The 14896-nt window shown below is 71.7% G+C and carries 11 protein-coding genes, 1 tRNA gene and 1 pseudogene; 11 read left to right on the plus strand and 2 right to left on the minus strand.

The annotated features are described in order from the left end of the window. The first annotated feature begins 75 nt into the window (after positions 1-75). The 9 genes from ald to ACZ6O5_RS27535 all read left to right on the plus strand — a co-directional run bounded on the left by ald (position 76) and on the right by ACZ6O5_RS27535 (position 8796). A complete protein-coding gene (ald, locus tag ACZ6O5_RS27495; protein ID WP_465980655.1) occupies positions 76-1191 on the plus strand; it encodes an alanine dehydrogenase in 1116 nt (371 codons plus the stop codon). Next, positions 1188-2177, plus strand: a complete 990-nt coding sequence (locus tag ACZ6O5_RS27500) for a site-specific tyrosine recombinase XerD (protein ID WP_465980892.1) — start codon at positions 1188-1190, stop codon at positions 2175-2177. The genes ald and ACZ6O5_RS27500 overlap by 4 nt, the downstream gene beginning before the upstream one ends. Before the next feature lie 353 nt (positions 2178-2530). Then, positions 2531-3454 (plus strand): ParA family protein, encoded by a 924-nt coding sequence (locus tag ACZ6O5_RS27505; protein ID WP_091657002.1) that lies wholly within the window; start codon positions 2531-2533, stop codon positions 3452-3454. Between the two features lie 41 nt (positions 3455-3495). After that, positions 3496-4449: a segregation and condensation protein A gene (locus ACZ6O5_RS27510; RefSeq protein WP_465980658.1), complete on the plus strand. Its 954-nt coding sequence runs from the start codon at positions 3496-3498 to the stop codon at positions 4447-4449. Positions 4450-4474: 25 nt separating this feature from the next. Continuing rightward, on the plus strand, positions 4475-5488 hold the full coding sequence (gene scpB / locus ACZ6O5_RS27515; protein ID WP_465980660.1) for an SMC-Scp complex subunit ScpB: 1014 nt from the start codon (positions 4475-4477) through the stop codon (positions 5486-5488). Further along, entirely contained in the window at positions 5475-6245 is a 771-nt protein-coding gene (locus ACZ6O5_RS27520; RefSeq protein ID WP_465980662.1) for a pseudouridine synthase, read from the plus strand. The genes scpB and ACZ6O5_RS27520 overlap by 14 nt, the downstream gene beginning before the upstream one ends. A 173-nt stretch (positions 6246-6418) precedes the next feature. After that, positions 6419-7099 (plus strand): (d)CMP kinase, encoded by a 681-nt coding sequence (gene cmk, locus ACZ6O5_RS27525; protein WP_465980664.1) that lies wholly within the window; start codon positions 6419-6421, stop codon positions 7097-7099. A 46-nt stretch (positions 7100-7145) separates the two neighbouring features. Then, positions 7146-8552: a ribosome biogenesis GTPase Der gene (der, locus tag ACZ6O5_RS27530; protein ID WP_465980666.1), complete on the plus strand. Its 1407-nt coding sequence runs from the start codon at positions 7146-7148 to the stop codon at positions 8550-8552. Between the two features lie 170 nt (positions 8553-8722). After that, positions 8723-8796 (plus strand) — tRNA-Pro (locus tag ACZ6O5_RS27535). Between the two features lie 26 nt (positions 8797-8822). On the opposite strand, the pseudogene ACZ6O5_RS27540 reads toward ACZ6O5_RS27535, so the two are convergent. After that, positions 8823-9386: pseudogene (locus ACZ6O5_RS27540) on the minus strand (tyrosine-type recombinase/integrase); the annotation flags it as partial. Positions 9387-9934: 548 nt separating this feature from the next. Here ACZ6O5_RS27540 and ACZ6O5_RS27545 point away from each other — a divergent pair. Continuing rightward, on the plus strand, positions 9935-12286 hold the full coding sequence (locus ACZ6O5_RS27545) for a PQQ-dependent sugar dehydrogenase (protein WP_465980668.1): 2352 nt from the start codon (positions 9935-9937) through the stop codon (positions 12284-12286). 528 nt (positions 12287-12814) lie between these two features. Here ACZ6O5_RS27545 and ACZ6O5_RS27550 read toward each other — a convergent pair. Continuing rightward, positions 12815-13174, minus strand: a complete 360-nt coding sequence (locus ACZ6O5_RS27550; RefSeq protein WP_465980670.1) for a DUF7662 domain-containing protein — start codon at positions 13172-13174, stop codon at positions 12815-12817. Positions 13175-13217: 43 nt separating this feature from the next. Between ACZ6O5_RS27550 and ACZ6O5_RS27555 the strand changes: the two genes are divergently transcribed. Then, positions 13218-13436 carry a hypothetical protein gene (locus ACZ6O5_RS27555; protein ID WP_465980671.1) on the plus strand — a complete coding sequence of 73 codons (219 nt, stop codon included), beginning with the start codon at positions 13218-13220 and terminating at the stop codon, positions 13434-13436. The last annotated feature ends 1460 nt before the right edge of the window (positions 13437-14896 follow it).

The following is a 14896-nucleotide window of genomic DNA, read 5'->3' on the forward strand; positions in this document are numbered from 1 at the left end:
CCGCGTCGGCAACGGAGCCGTCGCGGCGCCGCGCTGTCGGGGGTGAGCCGCGCCCCGGAGGAAGGTGTCTGCATCGTGAAGGTCGGAATCCCCCGCGAGGTCAAGAACCACGAGTACCGGGTGGCGATCACGCCGGCGGGCGTCAACGAGTTCACCCGGCACGGTCACGAGGTCTTCGTCGAGGCGGGCGCCGGGGTCGGCTCCAGCATCACCGACGAGGAGTTCGCCGCCGCCGGCGCGAAGATCCTGGCCACCGCCGACGAGGTCTGGGACACCGCCGAGCTGGTGCTCAAGGTCAAGGAGCCGATCGCCGAGGAGTACCCCCGCATGCGCGAGGGGCAGGTGCTCTTCACCTACCTGCACCTGGCCGCCTCCCGTGAGTGCACCGACGCGCTCGTCGACCGCAAGGTCACCGGCATCGCGTACGAGACGGTCGAGCTGCCGGACCGGTCGCTGCCGCTGCTCGCCCCGATGTCCGAGGTGGCCGGCCGGCTCGCCCCGCAGGTCGGCGCGTTCTACATGATGCGTACCGGCGGCGGTCGGGGCGTGCTGCCCGGCGGCGTCTCCGGCGTGTACGCGGCCAAGACCGTGGTCATCGGCGCCGGCGTGTCCGGCCTGAACGCCGCCGCCATCGCGCTGGGCCTCCAGTCCGAGGTGCTGCTGCTGGACAAGAACGTGGCCCGGCTGCGTTCCGCCGACGCCATCTACCGGGGCCACCTGCAGACCGTGGCCTCCAACGCGTACGAGATCGAGCGGGCCGTGCTCGACGCGGACCTGGTCATCGGCGCGGTGCTGGTGCCCGGTGCGAAGGCCCCGAAGCTGATCTCCAACGAGCTGGTCTCCCGGATGAAGCCGGGCAGCGTGCTCGTCGACATCGCCATCGACCAGGGTGGCTGCTTCGAGGACTCGCGCCCCACCACGCACGCCGACCCGGTCTACAAGGTGCACGACTCGATCTTCTACTGCGTGGCGAACATGCCCGGCGCGGTGCCGAACACCAGCACCTACGCGCTGACCAACGTCACCCTGCCGTACGCGCTCGAACTGGCCGACCAGGGCTGGCGCACGGCGCTGCGCGGCGACCCGGCGCTGGCGCTGGGCCTGAACACCCACGACGGCCGGGTCGTCTACGGCCCGGTCGCCGAGGCGCACGGCATGGACGTGCTGCCGCTGGCCGAGGTGCTGAGCTGACCGACCCCGAGGCGCACCGGGCCGGCGCGACACCCGCGCCGGCCCTGCGCCGCGCGGTCCGGAGCTACCTGGACCACCTCACCGTCGAGCGTGGCCTGTCCGGGAACACGCTCGCCTCGTACCGCCGGGACCTGGACCGCTACCTCGACACGCTGGCCGCCGCCGGGGTGACCGACCTGGCCGCCGCCGGCCCGGGCGAGGTCGAGGCCCACCTGGCCCGGCTGCGGGCCGGCGACGACGACCACCCGCCGCTCGCCGTCTCGTCCACCGCCCGCGCCACCAGCGCGGTACGCGGCCTGCACCGCTTCGCGCTGCGCGAGGGCCTGACCGGCGGCGACCCCGGCCGCGACGTCCGCCCGCCGACCCCGCCCCGCCGGCTGCCCCGGGCGCTGCCTGTCGACGCCGTGCTCCGGCTGATCGACGCCACCGGCCCGGCGACCGCCACCGGCGACGACGCGCCCCGCGCGCTGCGCGACCGGGCGCTGCTGGAATTCCTGTACGGCACCGGCGCGCGCGTCTCCGAGGCGGTCGGCGCGGTCGTCGACGACCTCGACCTGGACGCCGGCGCCGTGCTGCTGCGCGGCAAGGGCGGCAAGGCCCGCCTCGTGCCGGTCGGCGGGTACGCCGCCGACGCGGTGCGCGCCTGGCTGACCCGGGGCCGCCCGGCGCTGCTCGCCACCGGGCGGGGCACCCCGGCGTTGTTCGTCAACGCCCGGGGCGGGCCGCTCACCCGGCAGGGCGCCTGGGGTGTGCTGCGCGCCGCCGCCGACCGGGCCGGCCTGCCGGTCGACGGGCCGGACGCGGTCTCCCCGCACACGCTGCGCCACTCGTACGCCACCCACCTGCTCGACGGTGGCGCGGACGTGCGCGTGGTGCAGGAACTGCTCGGCCACGCGTCGGTGACCACCACCCAGGTGTACACGTTGGTCACCGTGGACCGACTGCGCGAGGTGTACGCCACCGCGCATCCGCGCGCTCTCGGGTGAGCGTGAGGAGTGAGCCGGGGTTGCGAGCCCCGCAGTCGCGAACGGAAGGTGGCTCGGGTGAGCGTGAGGAGTGAGCCGGGGTTGCGAGCCCCGCAGTCGCGAACGGAAGGTGGCTCGGGTGAGCGTGAGGAGTGAGCCGGGGTTGCGAGCCCCGCAGTCGCGAACGGAAGGTGGCTCAGCCTGACGGCCGGCCGACACGCCGACCCGCTGCCGAACGTGCTGCTCGCCCGTGGCGTACAGTCGGCATCGGCGCGGGCCTCCAGGTACGACGGACCGGGGGTGCGCAGCGGCGCCGCGAGGGACGTCGGACGGCTCCGACGCCGGGTTGGTCGTCGGGAGGGGGCAACGAGGACATGGCAGGAAACGGTGACCGTGCCGAGACCTGGACGTCGGAGCTCCGTGAGCAGCAGGCGACGCTCGGCGCCGACCTCGGCCCCGCCGACCCGGCCGCGTACACGATGCGCAAGCCGATCCCGGAACCGATGCCGACCGACCGGCACGGCCCGGCGCGGATCATCGCGATGGCCAACCAGAAGGGTGGCGTCGGCAAGACCACGACCACCATCAACCTGGGCGCCGCGCTCGCCGAGTACGGCCGCAAGGTGCTGCTCGTCGACTTCGACCCGCAGGGCGCCCTCTCCGTCGGCCTGGGCGTCAACCCGCACAACCTCGACCTGTCGGTCTACAACCTGCTCATGCAGGACGACGTCACCGCCGAGGACGTCCTGATCAAGACCGACGTGGCCGGGCTGCACCTGCTCCCGGCCAACATCGACCTCTCCGCCGCCGAGATCCAGTTGGTCAACGAGGTCGCCCGGGAGATGGCCCTGGCCCGGGTGCTGCGCACCATCCGCAAGGAGTACGACTTCATCCTGATCGACTGCCAGCCCTCGCTGGGCCTGCTGGCGATCAACGCATTGACCGTGGCGCACGGCGTGCTCATCCCGCTGGAGTGCGAGTTCTTCAGCCTGCGCGGCGTCGCGCTGCTGCTGGACACCATCGACAAGGTGCGCGAGCGGCTCAACTTCGACCTCGAACTCGAAGGCATCCTCGCCACCATGTACGACAGCCGCACCACCCACTGCCGTCAGGTGCTGCAACGGGTGGTCGAGGCGTTCGGCGACAAGGTCTACCAGACCGTCATCACCAAGACTGTGAAGTTCCCCGAGTCGACGGTGGCCGGCGCGCCGATCACCACGCTCGACCCGGCTTCCTCCGGCGCGCGCAACTACCGGCAGCTCGCCCGAGAGGTGATCGCCGCCGAGACGGACCGGTAGGGCGTCCGCCACCCGCCCACCGCGTCGACTACGGTTTCCCGGTGACCGCGCCGCCCCTCGACCCGCCGCACGGCGCCGGCGACCCCACCGAGGTCGACACCGGGCCCGCCGAGACCAGCGGTTTCACGGTCCGGCTGGACAACTTCACCGGCCCGTTCGACCTGCTGCTCCAGCTGATCAGCAAGCACAAGCTGGACGTCACCGAGGTCGCGCTGCACAAGGTGACCGACGAGTTCATCGCGTACCTGCGCGCCATGGGCGACCAGTGGGACCTGGACGAGACAAGCGAGTTCCTGCTGGTCGCCGCCACCCTGCTCGACCTGAAGGCGGCCCGGCTGCTGCCCTCGGCCGAGGTGGAGGACGAGGCGGACCTGGCGCTGCTGGAGGCACGGGACCTGCTCTTCGCCCGACTGTTGCAGTACAAGGCGTACAAGGAGGCGGCGGCGCACATCGCCGGGTTGGAGGCGGTCGGCGGTCGGCGCTACCCCCGGGCGGTCACCCTGGAACCCCGGTACGCCGAGGCGCTGCCCGACCTGGTGCTCGGCATCGGCCCGCAGCGGCTGCTCCGGCTCGCGGTCAAGGCGATGAGCCCGAAGCCGGTGCCCGAGGTGTCCATCGCGCACGTGCACATGGTCCGGGTCAGCGTCCGGGAGCACGCCGGCATCATCGCCGAGCGGCTGCGCCGGGCCGGTGTCGCCACCTTCTCGCAGCTCTGCGCCGACTGCGAGATCACGCTGGAGGTGGTGGCCCGGTTCCTGGCGCTGCTGGAGCTGTACCGGCAGGGCCTGGTCGCGTTCGTGCAGGAGCAGGCGCTGGAGGAGCTGACGGTCCGCTGGACCGGCCCGGCCGAAGGCGACGCCGAGCTGACCGTCGACGAGTACGCGGGCGCCCCCGAACCCACCAACACCCCCGGGCCCGCCGACGTCGCCGAGAACAGCGGCGACGGACCGGCTGACGTCGCACCATCCGCTGCCGCCGCTGAGCCCGCGGGCTAGTCCGCACCGACGCAGGAGTGACCTGATGAGCGACGAGGAACGCCGGGACTCCCTGGCCGACCAGGCTGCCGCCTGGGTGCCTCCGTGGGCGCGCCCCACCCCGCCCGATCCCGCCCCGGACGACGCCTCCGTCGCCGAGCAGGAGACCCCCGAAGCAGATCTTGGAAGCAACGGGCCCTCAGAGGGGCCGAATTCTTCCAAAATCGCCGCGACTGGGTCGGATCTTGGTACGGGGGCGCCCTCTGAGGGGCGCGAGCGTACCAAGATCTCGGGCTTGGGCGGGAGGGACGACGGTGATCTCTTTGCCGGAGCTGGAGCTGGAGCTGGAGCTGGAGCTGACGCGGCTGTCGACTGCGGCGTTCGTGCGGCTGCCGGCGCAGGCGTCGGGCCGGCTGTCGATCGCGCTGTCGGTCCTGGCGGCGACGGGGGCGGCGTACCCCCGAGGCGGGGGCGGCGGCGGGCGGCGCCGGAGCCGGTGCCCGCGCCCGTCCTGGACGACGCGGAGCTGCGCGGCGCGCTGGAGGCGATCCTGCTGGTGGTGGACCAGCCGGTCAGCGAGCTGGTGCTGGCCGAGGTGCTGGAGCAGGCCCCGGAACGGGTCGGCGCGATGCTCGACGAGATCGCCACCGGCTACACCTCGGCCGGGCACGGGTTCGAGCTGCGCCGCGCCGCGGGTGGCTGGCGTCTCTACACCCGGCCGGAATACGCCACCTACGTCGAGCGGTTCGTGCTGGAGGGGCAGTCGGTCCGGCTGACCCAGGCCGCGCTGGAGACCCTCGCCGTGGTCGCCTACCGCCAGCCGGTGACCCGGTCGCGCATCTCGGCCATCCGGGGTGTCAACTGCGACGGGGTGCTCCGTACCCTGGTGGGTCGCGGCCTGGTCGAGGAGTGCGGCACCGAAGCGGACAGCGGTGCGTTCCTCTACCGGACCACCACCATGTTCCTGGAGAAGCTGGGGCTCAACTCGGTGGACGACCTGCCGCCCCTGGCCCCGTTCCTACCCGACGACGTAGAAGAGCTTGCCGATGCGACGCGATGACCGTGCCCCGAAGTCCGACGCCCCCGTGTACGAGAGCGCCGAGCGCCTCCAGAAGGTGCTCGCCGCCGCGGGGGTGGGCTCGCGGCGGGCCTGCGAGGACCTGATCTTCCGGCGGAGGGTCACGGTGAACGGCCGGGTCGCGCAGCTCGGTGACAAGGCCGACCCGGCACGCGACGTGATCCACGTCGACGGCGAGCGGCTCCAGGCCGACGTCCGCCTGGTGTACGTGGCGATGAACAAGCCACGCGGAGTGGTCACCACCATGGCTGACGAGAAGGGCCGCACGGAGCTCGCCGACTTCATCGGCGCGCGGCTGGAGCAGCGGGTCTACCACGTCGGGCGACTGGACGCCGACAGTGAGGGCCTGCTCCTGCTCACCAACGACGGCACCCTCGCCCACAAGCTCATGCACCCGTCGTACGAGGTGCTCAAGACCTACCTCGCCGAGGTGGCCGGGCCGATCCCGCGCAACCTGGGCAAGCGGCTGACCGGCGGCGTCGAGCTGGAGGACGGGCCGGTGAAGGTCGACGGGTTCAAGGTGGTCGACACGCTGGGCAAAACCGCCCAGGTGGAGCTGACCCTGCACGAGGGACGCAAGCACATCGTCCGACGCCTGATGGCCGAGGTGGGACATCCGGTGTCCCGGCTGATCCGTACCTCGATCGGTCCGATCAAGCTCGGCGACCTGCGCACCGGGCGGCTGCGGCGGCTGACCAACGCGGAGGTCGCCGCCCTGTTCAAGTCCGTGGGTGACTGACCGGAGACGATCGGGGTAGGGCGACCGGTAGGCTTCGACGCGGTCCGCGGGCCGGCGCGCACGCGCCCCCGACGGTCGCCCGCGCGGCGCGGGCATGATTGACGACGAGAAACCATCCGCTCAACGGCGTCGCTCCGTGACGACCTGCGAGGTACGGACTGAGGAGGACAACGGTGGAGGAAAAGGTACCGGCCGGGCGTTGCGTGGTCGCGGTGGACGGGCCGTCCGGTTCGGGCAAGTCCACCGTGTCGCGACGACTGGCGGTGAGCCTCGGCGCCCGCTACCTCGACACCGGCGCCATGTACCGGGCGCTGACCTGGGCGGTCCTGCGCTCCGGCGTCGAGCTGACCGACACCGAGTCGGTGGCCAAGGTCGCCGGCGAGGCCGGCCTGCGCATCGGCACCGACCCCCAGGGGTACGCGGTCACCGTCGACGGCACCGACGTGTCCACCGACATCCGCGGCCCGGAGGTGACCTCCGCGGTCTCCGCGGTGGCCGCCGTGGGCGCGGTCCGGGAACTGCTGGTGGACCGGCAGCGGCGGCTGGTCGACGAGGCGGGCCGGATCGTGGTGGAGGGCCGCGACATCGGCTCGGTGGTGACGCCCGACGCCGACCTGAAGGTCTACCTGACCGCCTCCGAGTCGGCGCGCGCCCAGCGGCGCAGCGCCGAGGACGCCGCCGACGTCTCGGCGACCGCCGCCGACCTGGCCCGCCGGGACCGGCTCGACTCGACCCGCACCGTCAACCCGCTCCAGCAGGCTCCCGACGCCGTGGTGCTGGACACCACCGAACTGGGCATCGACGAGGTCGTCACCCGCCTGCGTGACCTGCTCACCGAGCGGGGTGTGGCATGAACGGGTTCTCGCGGGCGCCGCAGGCGCGGACGAAGGGGGACTCGGCATGACCGACGACTTCGGTGGTTGGGTGGAGTTGCGTGAGCCGGAGGTCGAGGCCGACGAGCCGACCGGCCCGCAGCCCGTGGTGGCCGTGGTCGGCCGCCCCAACGTGGGCAAGTCCACACTGGTGAACCGCATCATCGGCCGTCGCCAGGCGGTCGTCGAGGACGTCCCCGGCGTGACCCGGGACCGGGTGCCGTACGACGCGCAGTGGAACGGCCGGGCGTTCACCGTGGTGGACACCGGCGGCTGGGAGCCCGACGCCAAGGACCGGGCCGCCGCCATCGCCGCCCAGGCCGAGGCAGCCGTGGCCACCGCCGACGTGGTGCTGTTCGTGGTGGATGCCATGGTCGGCTCGACCGACGTGGACGAGGCCGCGGTGAGGATGCTGCGGCGCAGCGCCAAGCCGGTGATCCTGGTGGGCAACAAGGCCGACAACACCACAATCGAGATGGAGGCGACCGCGCTGTGGTCGCTCGGCCTCGGTGAGCCGTTCCCGGTGTCGGCGCTGCACGGCCGCGGCTCCGGCGACCTGCTCGACGCCATCATGGCCGCGCTGCCCGAGGCGCCGCCGATCGTGGAGAACCGGCCGCGCGGGCCGCGTCGGGTGGCCCTGGTCGGCCGGCCCAACGTCGGCAAGTCCAGCCTGCTCAACCGGTTCTCCGGCGAGGAGCGGGCGGTGGTCGACTCGGTCGCCGGCACCACCGTCGACCCGGTGGACAGCCTGGTCGAGATCGGCGGCGAGACCTGGCAGCTGGTCGACACCGCCGGCCTGCGCAAGCGGGTCGGCAAGGCCAGCGGCACGGAATACTACGCCAGCCTGCGTACCGCCTCGGCGATCGAGGCGGCCGAGGTGGCGGTGGTGCTGCTGGACTCCAGCGAGGTGATCAGCGAGCAGGACCAGCGGATCCTCACCATGGTGGTGGAGGCCGGCCGGGCCCTGGTCATCGCGTTCAACAAGTGGGACCTGGTCGACGCCGACCGCCGCTACTACCTGGACAAGGAGATCGACCGGGAGCTGCGACGGATCCCGTGGGCGATCCGGCTGAACCTGTCCGCGCAGACCGGCCGGGCGGTGGACAAGCTCGCCCCGGCGTTGCGCAAGGCGCTCGCGAGCTGGGAGACGCGGATCCCCACCGCGCAGCTCAACCAGTGGCTCACCGCGCTGGTCCAGGCCACTCCGCACCCGGTACGCGGCGGGCGCGCCCCGCGTATCCTGTTCGCCACCCAGGCCGGGGTGGCGCCGCCGCGGTTCGTGCTGTTCACCACCGGCCCGCTTGACGCCGGCTACCAGCGGTTCGTGGAGCGCAAGCTGCGCGAGGAGTTCGGCTTCGAGGGCAGCCCGATCGACATCTCGGTGCGCCCGCGCAAGAAGCTGGGCCCGGGCGGTCGCGGCAAGGCGCACGGCTGAGCGGTGCCATGGAGAAGTCGCCGGGGCCCGCGCCCCGGCGACCTCCTTCCTAGGACGCTTTAGGGGGAGTGACGCCGACCCTGTGCGTCGTCGAGGGGCCCTGTGCGGACGGTGCGAAGATCTTGCGCTAAGCTGTACCGGCTGCCGCGGGGAAAGACGCGCGGGGGCATCGGGACGTGGCGCAGCTTGGTAGCGCACTTGACTGGGGGTCAAGGGGTCGTCGGTTCGAATCCGGCCGTCCCGACGCAGGTGGAAGGGCATTTCGCGAGATCATGCGATGCCCCGCTGGGGACCATTTGGGGACCTCAGGCCGGTGAGATGCGAAGACAGCGCCTCACCGGCGGCCCGGATCGACTGGCGATCCGGATGCAGATTACGCTGAGTCGTCATCAGCGAGCCGTGACCGGCAATCTTCCGTAGGACGTGCACCGGCACGCCGGCATCCGCCATCCAGGTCAGCCCGGTGTGCCGCAGGTCGTGCCGCCGCAGGTACTCGAAGCCCAGCGAGCCGACCACCTCGTCCCAGTGCGTCGCGTCGCGCAGCACCGCCGTGCTGATCCGACCGCCACGAGGGCCGACGAACAGCCGGCCGTCATCCTCGGGGATCCGGTCCAGCTTCGCGGCCACCATCGGCCGCAGCTCCTCGATGATGGGCACCTGACGCGCCCGCTTGCCCTTGGTGCCCTTGTCGACCAGGCCGCCAGGTCCGGTGGTGGTCTGCCGGCGCACCGTCCACAACCACGTGTCCCGGTCGACGTCGCCCTTGCGCACGCCGGACACCTCGCCGATCCGCGCCGCCGTGCCGGCCGCGAACATCACCACCTCACCCCAGCCCGGGTAGCGGCCGTGCGACGAGGCTGACGGGCCCCGGTTCCAGGTAGACCAGGGCGTCGACCGGACAGCGGCGAGCGGTATGCGCAGATCCCGATCAAACTGCTCGCGGGGATGCCCCCTGGATACCGTCGTCATTAGCGTGGCTGGCCAAGCCGACGTACGAGGGTTCGTCCGTCCCTTCTGACGGACCCGCCGCGGGGGCCCTCAATCGTGCGGCGGCGGTAAACCAGGGCCTGTACCAGTCGATCTCTTGATCAAGAAGTTATCCACCGTAGGGCATTGCGTTGGACAGCTCGAATAGCTTCCTGAGCGCCCAGTTGTTCGTCCTGAGGACGGTTCGTACGTGATCGCCAGCGGTTCCCTATTTCCCGCCATCTCGAAACCTGCCTCTCGGCCAACCGCCCTGAGCTGGGTTGTTGACCGTGACGGAAATTGCACAGTCCCGCCAGGAGATGCGCGTGCGAGATTGGCCACGCCAGGCCCGCGAGGGTCGATCCGACGAAGGGACTGCAGTGCATCGGCGATCATGGACAACTCGGCTACGCATCGTGCCCACCGCAATTCTCGCCACCTTGCTGTTGGCTGCCGCACCCCTGCTGACCTCCGCGCCCGCGCTCGCCACGGTCACGCCGGTGGCCGACATGAAGCCCCGGCTCACTGGCGTGAGCGTCCCGGCCGGCTCCACGGCGGACATCGAGGGGATCGGCGGCATCGGGCCGGACCACGCGCGGTTCGCCTCGGTCGCCGCCGTTTCGCCAATCCCGTTCTCCCTCAAGGTCGACTTCTCGGACGCGGCGACCGCGCCGGCCACCGGCTACGTCCGCGACTTCGGCGAGGCATACCTGGCGACTCGCGGGTACGGCTGGGTCGACCTGGGCGAGCGGACTCCGGTGAGTCTTGTCGGCAACGGCCGCAACCGTAACCCGGCAGCTGGCCAGAGCGATCTGCGGCTGGCCACCTTCATACACGCCCAGTTGCCGGCCGGGAGCGCCGGCGTGCCGACGCCCGGCGCCTGGGAGGCTGCGGTGCCGACCGGCAGCTATACGGTCACCGTCGCGGTTGGCGACGCTGGCGCTGCGGTCGACAGCGTGCACTGGGTCAACATCGAGGACCAGAACGCGATCGCCGCCTTCGTGCCGGCCTCCACGACCAGGTTCGCCACCGTCACCCGCACAGTGAGCGTCACCGATGGCAAGCTCACGGTGACCCCGACGGGCGGCACCAACACCAAGTTCGCGTACCTCGACATCACGAGCGTGGTCGACTCGGCCACCACCCCAACGGTACGCACCAGCACCCCGGCCAACGGCGCCACCGGCGTGCCCACCACGACCAGCGTGGTGGAGGACCTGGTGCTGCCCAACGGAGGGGTGGCCGCAGCCACGCTCACCTCGTCGACGGTGCGGCTCACCCGCCTCTCCGACGGCGCGGCGGTGCCCGCCACCACGATCACCAGCGGCGGCGGCGACGTCATCAACCTTTCCCCGACCGCACCGCTCGCGTCCAACACGGCGTACCGGTTCAGCATCACCAGCGGCGTCACCGACGTGACCGGCAAGCCGTTCGCGCCGTACTCCATCGTGTTCACCACCGGCGCGGGCGCGGGCGGCAGCGGGCCGATCGCCTTCGACAAGACCGTCGGCGTGGCCACCGGCAAGTCCTTCACCACCGTGGTCAAGGGGCCCGACGGCCGGCTCTACGCCGGGACCCTGGACGGCTACGTCTACCGCTTCCCGATCAACGCCGACGGCACGCTGGGCACGCCGACGGTCATCGCCGCGGTGCGCACCAACGCCACCGCCCTCGGCCTGCCCGGCGCTCCGGCCCGCACGATCATCGGCATGGCCTTCGACCCGACCTCCACGCCCACCGCGCCGATCCTGTGGGTCACCGACAACTACCAGTACGTCGGGGCGCTGAACGTGCCGGACTGGTCCGGGCGGGTGGGCCGGCTCAGCGGCGCCGACCTGGGGACGTACACCTCGGTGGTGGTGAACCTACCGCGCTCCGTCAAGGACCATGAGACCAACTCACTGGCCTTCGGCCCGGACGGCGCACTCTACCTGAGCCAGGGCGCCAACAACGCCATGGGCGCCGCCGACTCCACCTGGGGCAACCGACCCGAGCGCCTGCTCAGCGCCGCCGTGCTGCGGCTGGACCCCGCCCGGCTGCCGGCCACTCTGCCGCTGGACGTCCGAACCGAGGCGGGCGGCGTCTACGACCCGTATGCGACCGGGGCGCCACTGACGCTCTACGCCACCGGCGTGCGCAACGCCTTCGACCTGGTGTGGCACAGCAACGGACACCTCTACGCGCCGACCAACGGCTCGGCTGCGGGAGGCAACACCCCCGCCACGCCCACGCCGCTGCCCGCCTCGTGCACACGCCGCGGCTACACCGGCCCGGCGGTTCCCGCTCTGACCGGCGTGCCGACGGCGGAGACCGACTACGTCTTCGACGTCAAGCGGGGCCGCTACTACGGCCACCCCAACCCGCTGCGCTGCGAGTGGGCGCTCGCCGGCGGCAATCCGACCGCCGGCACCGACCCGTTCGAGGTACCCGCCTATCCCGTGGGCACTCAGCCCGACCCGAATTTCGACCTTGCCGGCACGTACGACGCCGGCCTGCACGCCTCCGCCAACGGCGCGGTCGAGTACCGCGGCGGCGCCTTCGGCGGTGCGCTGCGTGGCAAACTGCTGGTGGTGCGCTACTCGGCCGGTCAGGACATCGAGACCTTCGACGTGGTACCCGGCGGGGCGCTGTCCAACCGCACGACGGGCCTGGCCGGGTTGACCGGTTTCAGCCAGCCGCTGGACATCACCGAGGACACAGCCACCGGCAACCTGTACGTGACCGAACTCGGCGCCAACCGCATCACTTTGCTGCGACCAGGCCTCTAGCCGCAGGCACAGCCGTCGTCCGCGGCGATGGATCCCGGCCGCCCCGTCTCCTGCCAGACGGGGCGGCCGCGCTCCAGCCGGCGGCCGGCGGGTCGTAGGGGTGGTAACTGCTCGGCAGGCTTCCAGCGAGGGCTCGAAAGGCCTCCTAGCTGTCGGGGAACTTCATTCCTCTCCTCGACATCGCCGCGATCCGTGGATGACATCGCCTCCGCTGCCGATCTCTCCGTCGAGCGTGTCGACGGAAGCGCAAGTTCGGGCTGCACAGAGTCGCGCTCGGCCTGCCGTCGGTCTTAGTCCGGTGGGAGGGCGACAGGACGCCGGGATTCGCCGAGCGCCATGACGCGGCGTACCCCCAAGGGGTGGTCGATCTCAAGGAACGGAGGCCGCCGGCGCTCTGTCGCCGCTTGCCCAAGGACTCGTTCGACCCTGGGCTGCCGCTGCCGCTGCCGCTGCCGCTGCCGCTGCCGCTGCCGCTGCCGCTGCCGCTGCCGCTGCCGCTGCCGCCATTCAACGGTCCTCGAGGGCGCCTCAGCCTCGTCGGTGAAATTCGACTTTCTCGGCGTCAATCCGCACACCACGCGCCTTGAAGCCGGCTGCAGCGATGGCCTTGCCAAGGGAGTTCTGCGGTGAGTACCAGTAGGGGAGGTGCTTTCTAGCGGAAGGTGCCAGGGTGTCTCCGAGGATGTCCTCTATTTCAGTGAAGGTCATCGAGGTCGAGTCGGCCCTGATGGCGCTGAGGTAGCTGGTGAGCGGCCTGTACTTGCCCACTGACTCCAGATCCATCTCCGTGTCCGATCGCAGCGCTGTTGGAGCAAGAATCTCCTTGACCTCCTGGGGGATCCGGACCGCGTAGAGCCGCCCGGGGCCGCGGTACAGCGGCGTCAGCATCGGAGTTACCGATTGCGGTAGACGTTGATCGACCTGCAGGCTCGTGGAGACCACCGCGCACATCGAACGCGAGATCTCCAAGGGCACGCCAGGGGCCGCCGACGCGTTGGTGGCTGAGCGACGGCGGTTCGCCGACGACGATCTTGTGGCACCGCAGTTCGGGACGAAACCCAGCAGGGCTTGGATGCTTCCTGGCGGAGTGCCGCAGTGGGATCGTGTGGCGGCCCTGACCGATCCCGTCTGGGCGGCGAACCATCATTGAGATCGGCGGCTCACGAAGGCTGGCGGTGCAGCGGGACCAGCGACGACGTCACCGCTGTCTCCGAGGACGGAGCGGTGTTGATGCTTATCCCGCGCTAACTGGGGGCGGGTGTAGCTTCGACCAAGTCGGCGGCTTGATCGGTGCTTTGACCACGCCTGCTCGGTGATCGCGGTGGCGTCCCTGCCGAAGGCAGTCGTAGAAGGCGCTGTGGGCGACGCCAAGGAGTCGGCAGAGCAGCCGGGCCGGGTAGGTGCTGCTAGTGGCCGCCGGCCACGGCGACAAGGTCAGCCCGGTGGGCTGCGCCGACTGTGGCCGGTCCGATCCGCCGCCTCTCACGGCCGGTCCGGCGGGGCGGTTGTGTCACCGCTGCGCCGCGCGGTCGCGGGTGGCTGGGTGCGCTCGGTGCGGGAACGTTCGCGCGATCAAGGCGCGTCGCCGCGACGGTGGTATCTGCGGGCCTTGTCGGGCGAAGGAACCGGACGCGTTGCGGCAGTGCGCGGGCTGCGAGCGGCTCCGGCCGCCCAGCCGCCGGCTGCCAGACGGGACGCACCTGTGCCAGACCTGCGCGCCTAAGACCCGCCAGCAGTGCTGCCGCTGCGGCCGCGAGCGCCGGGTTAACTCGCGGACCCCGGACGGGCCGGTCTGCGGCGCCTGCTATTCGAGCGCCCCGCGGCTCTGCGGAGTCTGCGGGACCGTCGCACCGATCATGGCGCGGGCAGCCGACGGCCGGCCGGACACCTGCCGCCGATGCCTGCGGCGGAGGGCGAAGGAGTGCAGCGTCTGCGGCCGGAACCGCCCCGGGCATCACATCCGCGGCGGGACGGGGCAATTCCACTGCCACGGTTGTGTTCCCCGGCCGGTGCACGACTGTGGCGTCTGCGGGCGCGCGCGGCCGATCAAGACGTTCTGGTCGCTCGGCCCGGTCTGCGACTCCTGCTATCGGCGCAGCCGTGCACGACCGAAGGTCTGCACGTCGTGCGCGCGGCGCCGCATCATCGTGGGACGCACAGCGGACGGCGCCGACGTGTGCGCGACCTGTTGCGCCACCGACCAGCCGCCGCGCGACTGCGTGACCTGCGGCGAGCCCGGTGACCTGCGGCCGGACGGCAGCTGCCCCCGATGCTGTCCTCGAGGCTCGCGTGGCCGACCTGCTCTCGGCCGGCAACGGACCGGTCCCGACCGCGCTCGCGTCCCTGGGCGCGGTGCTCGCCAGCGCCGACAACCACTACTGGGTGCTCGATTGGCTGCGGCGCAGCCCGACGGCCAGGCTGCTCAGCCGGCTCGCTCAACAGCCGGACCGGCTCACCCACGAGGCCCTCGACGCCCTTACTCCAGGGCCGGCGACCGCCTACGTTCGCGGCCTGCTGGTGACTGCGGGCATCCTGCCGGACCGCGACGAGAACCTCGCCCTGCTGACCAACTGGCTCACCCGCATGCTCGCCAAGCTGCCCCAGCATCAC

This window comes from Micromonospora sp. NPDC049201 (assembly GCF_055586805.1).

Coding starts and splice junctions, on each gene's coding strand:
- scpB (WP_465980660.1), top strand. CDS start 4,475: ATGAGCGACGAGGAACGCCGGGACTCCCTGGCCGACCAGGCTGCCGCC.
- der (WP_465980666.1), top strand. CDS start 7,146: ATGACCGACGACTTCGGTGGTTGGGTGGAGTTGCGTGAGCCGGAGGTC.
- ACZ6O5_RS27550 (WP_465980670.1), bottom strand. CDS start 13,174: ATGCTGACGCCGCTGTACCGCGGCCCCGGGCGGCTCTACGCGGTCCGG.
- ACZ6O5_RS27520 (WP_465980662.1), top strand. CDS start 5,475: ATGCGACGCGATGACCGTGCCCCGAAGTCCGACGCCCCCGTGTACGAG.
- ACZ6O5_RS27505 (WP_091657002.1), top strand. CDS start 2,531: ATGGCAGGAAACGGTGACCGTGCCGAGACCTGGACGTCGGAGCTCCGT.